The organism is Spirochaetae bacterium HGW-Spirochaetae-1, from assembly GCA_002839375.1.
In the GTDB taxonomy this organism is placed as follows: Bacteria; Spirochaetota; UBA4802; order UBA4802; family UBA5550; genus PGXY01.
This window is the reverse complement of record PGXY01000012.1, coordinates 1-8387: the sequence shown is the minus strand read 5'-3', so window position 1 is coordinate 8387 and position 8387 is coordinate 1. Positions and strand designations below refer to the sequence as shown.

5 protein-coding genes are annotated in these 8387 nt (G+C 42.6%); all 5 read right to left on the bottom strand.

Annotation, left to right across the window (positions count from 1 at the left end; translation table 11 throughout):
* Positions 1 to 91: 91 nt before the first annotated feature.
* Complete coding sequence (locus CVV44_22520; GenBank protein PKL35157.1) at positions 92 to 409, bottom strand: hypothetical protein; 318 nt, start codon at positions 407 to 409, stop codon at positions 92 to 94.
* Positions 410 to 1215: 806 nt separating this feature from the next.
* Positions 1216 to 4458 carry a DEAD/DEAH box helicase gene (locus CVV44_22515; GenBank protein ID PKL35156.1) on the bottom strand — a complete coding sequence of 1081 codons (3243 nt, stop codon included), beginning with the start codon at positions 4456 to 4458 and terminating at the stop codon, positions 1216 to 1218.
* Positions 4459 to 4460: 2 nt separating this feature from the next.
* Complete coding sequence (locus CVV44_22510; GenBank protein PKL35155.1) at positions 4461 to 6983, bottom strand: hypothetical protein; 2523 nt, start codon at positions 6981 to 6983, stop codon at positions 4461 to 4463.
* Positions 6980 to 7873 carry a DUF1837 domain-containing protein gene (locus tag CVV44_22505; protein PKL35154.1) on the bottom strand — a complete coding sequence of 298 codons (894 nt, stop codon included), beginning with the start codon at positions 7871 to 7873 and terminating at the stop codon, positions 6980 to 6982. Before CVV44_22505 ends, CVV44_22510 begins: the two co-directional genes overlap by 4 nt.
* A 15-nt stretch (positions 7874 to 7888) precedes the next feature.
* A partial coding sequence (locus CVV44_22500) for a hypothetical protein (protein PKL35153.1) occupies positions 7889 to 8387 on the bottom strand: 499 nt, incomplete at its 5' end.

Sequence of the window (8387 nt, the reverse complement as noted above, 5' to 3'; positions counted from 1 at the left end):
CGATATTTTCCCCCAGGACCAAGACCTCGGTTGCCGAGTGTTTTGCGCAGCAAAACGTATCGAGGCGCCCGAGGCTGGCGAGGCATTAATTTCACTTCTTCACAGTACCGAAATTTTTCTTAGCCAATAAAGGTAAATCTAAATTCCTACCCTCAATAAGTGCCTTCTTTTTCTGGCGGCTCCACCTTTGAACCTGTTTTTCCCGATGAAAGGCCTCATCAATGCGGGCATGCTCTTCATAATACACAAGTTTTACAGGACGACGTACCCTGGTATAATACGAGCCACGTGAATCTTCATGATCTTCCGCTAAACCCTGGTGCTCAAGAAGACGCTTTTCAAGATTCTTCGTGCTTCCGGTATAAAAACTCCCATCAGCACATTCCAGAATGTACATATAGCCTTTCATTATGATTTTCTATCCGAACACCTTCTTCTGTATCATCCCCGGTCGCTTCGATATGATCGCCCGGTTGCCGGGTAAGAGCAAAACTGTCTTATCGAGACAGCGATCACTCAGCAACCGGGACCTATGTCCTTTCGCGGTATTTCATTTCACAACCGGGCCTCGGTTGCCGAGTGTTTCACGCAGTGAAACGTATCGAGGCGCCCGAGGCTGGCGAGGCATTAATTTGTGTTACCATTATTACGGTTGCCGCCATCCCCGGTCGCTTCGATACGCCACCGGTCATCGAGTGGTGGCGAAGCCACCGTATCGAGATGGCGGCGGCACTCAGCAACCGGGGCCAATGTTCGCCGATTTCTGCATCCCCGGTCGCTTCGATACGATCGCCTGGTTGCCGGGTAAGAGCAAAACTGTCGTATCTAAGCAGCGATCACTCAGCAACCGGGGCCTTACTCCCTTCTGAGTATTTCACTCAAAGACCGAGACCTCGGTTGCCGAATGTTTCACGCAGTGAAACGTATCGAGGCGCCCGAGGCTGGCAAGGCTTTAATTTGTGCTACCATTATTACGGTTGCCCAATGAGCGCCGCATTTCCGATATTTTCCCCCAGGACCAAGACCTCGGTTGCCGAGTGTTTTGCGCAGCAAAACGTATCGAGGCGCCCGAGGCTGGCAAGGCTTTAATTCGTGCTGCCATTATTACGGTTGCCGAGTGACGGCGAAGCCGTCGTATCGAGGCACACCGCCCGCCGCAACGCGTCCCTGTCGGCCTCGACCCGGCCGATACATTCCCCCACACCCCAGAAATCTTCAATTCCTCGTCAACTCTTCTGCAATCATTTCCGCCTGTTTCAGCACCGTTTCTGTGGCCAGCATCTGCATATCGGGAGGATACCCGTACTGCCGCAGAATCCTTTTGACAATCACCTTAAGTTTCGACTTAACGCTTTCCTTGATGGTCCAGTCAATGGACGCGTTCTCTTTTACTTTCTGATACAGGACAACGGCGAGTTCACGGAGCTTGTCCTTGCCCATAACCTCCTGAGCGCTGTCATTGTCGGCGATGGCTGAATAAAAGGCGTATTCGTAATCGGACAGTCCCAGCTCCTGCGGTTCCCTGTCCATGTTTTTTATATCTTTGCTCAACTCAATGAGTTCCTCAATCACCTCGGCAGCAGTAATAATTTTATTGTGATACCGCAGGATGGAACTCTCCAGCATTTCCATGAGGGTCTTGCTCTGAACCAGGTTCTTTTTCATGCGTGATTTTATTTCATCATTGAGGAGCTTCTTCAGTACCTCAAGGGCAAGGTTCTGGTGCTCCATGTTTTTCACTTCAAGAAGAAACTCTTCCGAAAGGATTGATATGTCGGGTTTCTTTAAACCGGCGGCATCGAAAACATCAATGACCTGTTCGGTAACCAGCGCCTTATCTATGACCTGCCTGATGGCGGTTTCAATCTCATCGCTGGTTTTTCCGCTGCCCGTGGTGTCGAATTTCGCCAGGCGTGATTTAACGGCCTGAAAGAAGGACACCTCGTCCTTTACGTCCATGGCCTGTTCATGGGGAACAGCAATGGCAAAGGCCCTGGACAGGGCAGTCACCTCGTCGATGTAACGCTTGCGGCCATTCTCCAGGCCCAGAACATGGTCCTCGGCTGCCAGGATCATGGAGAGTTTCCTGCCCGTGTCTGCCTCGAAATAATCCTCATAGGGAAATCCGTGGAACATCTGGGACACAATCTCCAGTTTTTCCAGCATGAGCCTCACGGCCTCTTCCTGGGTTGCCGCCGGGTCTCCCCTGCCGCCCGCATCGGAATAAAAGGACAGCGCCTCTTTCAGGTCCGAGGCGATGCCGAGATAATCGACAATGAGGCCCCCGTCCTTGTCACGATAGACCCGGTTGACCCGCGCTATGGCCTGCATCAGGTTGTGCCCCTTCATGGGCTTGTCTATATAGAGGGTGTTCAGGCAGGGAACGTCAAATCCCGTGAGCCACATGTCCCGGACAATGACAAGCTTCAGTTCGTCTTCCGGGTCCTTCATCCGGTCCGCCAGAGTTCTTCGCTGTTCTTTCGTGGTGTGATGCGATGATATTTCCGGACCGTCGGAAGAAGCCGAAGTCATGACCACTTTAACGGCACCTTTCTTCAAGTCTTTGCTGTGCCACTGGGGCTTCAATTCAATGATGGCTGCGTATAATTCAGCGGCGATACGGCGTGACATGGTGACGATCATGGCCTTGCCCTGCATGACTTCCTGCCGCTGTTCGAAATGCGTGACCATATCTTTCGCCACCTGCCTGATCCGGTCGGCACTACCGATAAGGGCCTCGAGCTGCGTCCACTTCGCCTTGGCCTTCTGTGTCTCGGACAGCTCATCGAGATCAAGCTCGTCATCGAGCTCTTTAACGAGTCTGCGTCCCTTGTCGCTCAGGGCTATTCTGGCAAGACGGCTTTCATAATATATTTTCACCGTGGCGCCGTCGATGACGGCCTGGGCTATGTCATAAATATCCACATAGTTGCCGAATACCGCCGGCGTGTTCACGTCGGTGCTTTCAATGGGGGTGCCGGTAAAGCCCAGGTATGTGGCATTGGGAAGGGCATCACGCATGTACTTGGCGAAGCCGTAGACAATTTTCTTTCCCACAACCATGCCGTTTACGTCTTTGGCGTCGATGGTTTTCGCCCCGAACCCATACTGCGTTCTATGGGCCTCATCGGCTATGACGATGATATTCTCCCGCCCCGACAGGGTTTCATAGACATTGCCCTCGACAGGCTGAAATTTCTGAATGGTGGTAAAGACAATACCTCCCGAGGCCACCTTCAGGAGCTTTTTCAGATGCTCCCGGTCCCCGGCCTGCACCGGCTCCTGGCGGAGCAGCTGTTTCGATGCGGCAAAGGTGTCGTAAAGCTGATCGTCCAGGTCGTTTCGGTCTGTTATAACCAGAATCGTGGGATTGTCCATGACCAGAACGACCTTGCCGGTATAAAATACCATGGACAAGGACTTCCCGCTTCCCTGGGTATGCCACACCACCCCGCCCTTGCGGTCTCCCGAGGGCTGATCCATAACGCCGGGCAGTCCATAGCTTTCGGGAGGTTCCGCTACCGAATCACCATCTGGGCGGGTTTCAAACCTGCCCTTACGAACATATCCCGAGGCCCGAAGCGTCGATTCGACGGCGCGGTTCACGGCATAGTACTGATGGTAGGCCGCCAGTTTTTTCACGGTCTGTATAACGGGAAGCCCTGTTTTTTTATCGTCCCTCCTGGAGCGTTCAAAAACGATAAAGTGCCTGATGAGATCCAGCAGGGTTTCTTTGTTGAGCATCCCCTTAATGAGGGTCTCGAGCTGTCCTGTCAGTGGCGAGGCCTCGACCCTGCCGTCGGCGCTTTTCCACGCCATGAAACGGCTGAAGTCCGCTGATATGGTCCCGGCCCTGGCCTCGAGTCCGTCGGATATGACAAGAAATCCGTTATACGTAAAAAGTGCCGGGATTGATTCCTTGTAGGTCCTGAACTGTTCAAAGGCCGTGCGCATCGTGGCGCTTTCTCCGGCGGCGTTCTTCAATTCCATGACCACCAGGGGAAGGCCGTTTACAAAGAGAATCACGTCGGGACGCTTGTTCACATTATTTTCTACAATGGTGAACTGGTTCACCGCGTGGAATTCATTGTTGCCGGGACTGTGAAAATCCACGAGCCACACCAGGTCGCCCCGGGTTTCGCCGCCCTTGCGGTACGTCACCTTGATTCCCTCGGTGAGCATGCGGTGAAAGGCCTCGTTGCCGACAATCAGCTCCGGCGATGACAGGCGCATTATTTGTTTCAGTGCATCGTCACGTGCTTCAGCAGGTATAGCGGGGTTTATGCGGGCCAGGGCATTTTTCAGATTTTCCGTCAGGATGACTTCCTCGAAGGAACCGCGCAACGGAGACTCGCTGTCGGGCGCTATGTCGGGTCCATAGATATATTGATATCCCAGGCCTGTCAGGAGGTCGATGGCGTATTGTTCGATGGAGGATTCGGTGAGGTTAGTTGTCAAAACTATATTATTCCTTCAATTTGTATTTTGCGCCAATAATCAAGCTCATTTATTATTTGCCTTAATTTAGAAATAATTTTCCCTTCAAGATTGTCAACGTTGTCATCAAAATCAGAAAAATATTGAGAACTTAATGAAATCGCCGTTTCTCTCGGTATATTGAGTTCAATCATTTTTCTAGCTATAGGAGTATATGCCCCAATTTCTATAAAACGCAAAAACATACTCTTAGGATTCAAAATATCATAAATAGGCTTTAAAAGCATCGGCAATCCATATGATATTTTATTTTGTAAAAGTGAGATTCTTTCATCAACCTTATCAGGTGTATCAAAGTATGGTGATTCGAGGATTACTCTTAAAGGCTTCTCACTTAACCATTCCGTAGCACTAATACAAGTTGAAAAAAGTAATTTTTCACTTACACTAAAATACTTATCATAATAATATGGGAAATTACTATTCATTTCTAAAAGTATGGACATTAAAGAATTGGCAATGTCTTGATCTGAAACACTAGTTGGCAAAAAATATTTTTCCCTCATTTTAAAGAGAGCGTTAAGATCTAATGGATCCCAATATCTATTTTTTAAACAAACTTCTTTATTTATTTCTAATTTTTTCAAAATTTCATGTGTCTCTAAAATATCCTTTGCAGACAATGTAATTCCAACGGCGGATAATCTTTGTAAGCTTTTTTCTTTATGACGCAAAATAACTTGTCTAATGTGGGTCAACAAAAACGAATATTCTCTATTTTTATAAGTAATGGTTTCATTAGTTTTTAAAGCTTCTTTTATTTCATATTTAAATGCATTATATTTTTCACCATATCCTGATAAAATTTTCTTTTCTGCTTCAGGAAAGAGTTCACCTTGTTTTTCATCGGCTTCAAATGAATCTTCTTCGAGAATAAAAGTTCGTCCAATAAAATCTTTTAGAAGGCGCCCTGCCCTCCCTCGTAAATTCGCTAACTCATAGTCAGTCAATTTAGGTTTTATTCCATTCTTTGCTTTAATGGCTAAATCAGGATTTCTTAAAATAACATTTTGCGCAGGTAAATTTACCCCTTGCATAAGAGTTGTAGTGCATGCAACGTTTGATATCATTTTATCTTTTATTGCTCTTTCAATAACTGCTCGTACATGCATCGGCACTTTACCATGATGATAAACAATTCCTTTTGGTATAGTTTTGCACATATCATATTCATCATGAACTGTCTCTTTGATATACTCAACGAGCGATTCGATTGATTTACTAATTGGTTTGGATTCGCTTAATTCAGCCAGCTTAACTGCAGTTTTGCGGGCCTGTTTTGTCGTCGGGGAGAAAATTATATTTCGAGCGTCAGAGCCAAGATTTTTAATAAAATTAGATAAGTATCCAACGAACTCATCTGGATACTGAGAACGTCCATAACCTATTATTATTGAATCATTATTTATTTTTAATTTTTTGGGTTCTTTGAGTAAAACTGAATATTGCTTCAAATAAAAGGCCTTCCCTTCTTTGGATATTGAATATGTAAAACTTGCAACCGGAGAATCCCTTGTTTCTTCATCTTCAGCTTCGATTTCGTTGAAAATATTTATACCTAATTCCTTTAGTCCATTGATTCGAGGTCCCGAAATAATTGTTATGTCAGGTTTACATGTAAATCTTAGTTCAATAAGTGTATCATAAAGAGTTTTAGCTCGTTGATCATTTTCATTCGCCACTCTTTCTAAATTTTGAATTTCATCAACGATGAGAACTCTAATGTTATTATATGGTTCATCACTTTGAGAAAAGGCTGAGATCGCTTTTTCTTGAGTTAAAATATATATTCTTGAATGATTTATTTCTTGTGAATTAAAAGTAGTTGAAATAGTATATTGAGTTAAATTATAAATTTTTAGCATCCGATTGAAATCAGCAGATACTTGCGCAACTAGACTAAGTGTTGGAACTATGTATATAACATTACCTCCTTTGTGAAGTATAGTTTCAATAACCTTCAATAGTATAATAAATGACTTTCCGGCAGATGTTGGAGCTGAAATACCGAGGAGTTTATAATTTGATAGCTTATCCCAAACTCTTTTTTGAAAAGCAGTTATTAAAAATTTTTCTTCTCCCACAAGAATCTCGTGATTCAAATGATGTAGCGTTACATAAAACTCATCTAATTTACTATTAAGAGCAGAAAACTGGTATTCTTTAAAGTCATAAGATTCATCTATCATGATTGATGATGGAGGAAATCCAATTCTTGAAAGAATTAAAATCAGAAAATCTTTCAAGCCTTCCCATTCTTCACTCCTATAAGTCCAGAGAACAGAAGAAACTGTAACTACTATTTTACGAGCTTTTTCATTATCAACTCTTGATAATTCATCAAGCATTCCGATAATTTTTACCAATAAATTATAAGCAATTTTCTCGTTATAACTAGCAATAAAACCTAATTTACAGGCTATCTTCTTATGCTCAATATCCAATAATTCATTTATTACTGTATTGTAAGAATCAAATAATTTCATAATGTCCCAACTCTCGTCTGGAAATCATACAATAATTGATCAAGCTCCCATATCGGAAATATTACATAATTAATTCGAGATAGTAATGATTTTTGGACTGAATTATAACACTCTAAATTAATACTACTACATCGCTTTTCAATGATTGTTTTTATAGAGTCTTTAATTTCTGATTCTTTTTCTCCTGTTCTTGCCTTATTTTCGTTATATGCAATCAGACATACTAGTTCAAAATGAACATTATCTAATACATTATTCTTATATTTTTCAGCAATTTCCTGCAATTCGGGCTCGATGAAATCATCATAAACATATAGATCTAATTCATTATCAAAGTTTTTAAAAGTATTTGATATACTTGACAATGATACTTCAAATGCTTCTTTAAATTTATATTCGCTTTTATAACATTTAGATTCTCCTAAAAATATATTATTATTATTAATTTCATCATTACAGAAATGAATGGCATCTGCTCCAAATCTTTCATGTCCTGTCGAAGTCGTTATCCTTTGCTTCCGTAAAATAGGAACTGCTTTAAAAAAATGTTGAATAAAATTAAAAAGCAGCAATTCACCAAATTGCCCTTGAGGATGACCTGGTCTAAATTTCGATAATGCCTGATTTGTTAAAAATGATGCTGCATTTCCATGATCACCTTCTGTTAACTTTAATCTCCTTTCGATAATCTGCTGTGTTTGTTCATTATTATAAACCCAAGAAGTGACAGTATTAATCAGCTCTCTTAAAAATTCATGTTTCCTCTCTTTTATATCCGTCCAATTAATAGCTGAAGCAATATGATCCTTCCTCGGCAATAATTGCAGATCTTGCTTAAACCAATAAATATGATTAAATAAAGACTGGGTATGAGATAAAAGATGTTCCATATTAACTTTTCACCCTCACATCACCCTCACATCACCATTCATCAACTTCGGCAACAGAGTATCACGTAGTTTTTCGAGATTACGCACTTGCAGCTGATTTTGCTTAATTTTTTTTAGTATTATTTCGGCTTGTTTATCAAAAGCTGATACTAGATCAATCGGTGGCAATTTAATTTGATATTCTTTCAACATGCTGGTATTTAAATTATTCTGAACTGAACCATCTGCAATACTATTCAAAATATTAAAAATAGTTTTAAGAAAGAAAAACAGGAATACCTTAGAAATACCTTTGAAGTCTCTGAATAATAACCATCCGTCATGAATACATCCTTCAATTTCTACAAAATATGGAAATCCACAGGTTGCACTATTCGAAAGTATTAAATCGCCAGGATAAACTTTAACGCTTTTACTTACACCTTCTTCAATAATAAATCTTGGATTCAAGTAACAAGTGCAACCCTTTCTTGTTAAAGAAGGGTTGACTGCCAACAGGTTTTCTCTTCTTTTG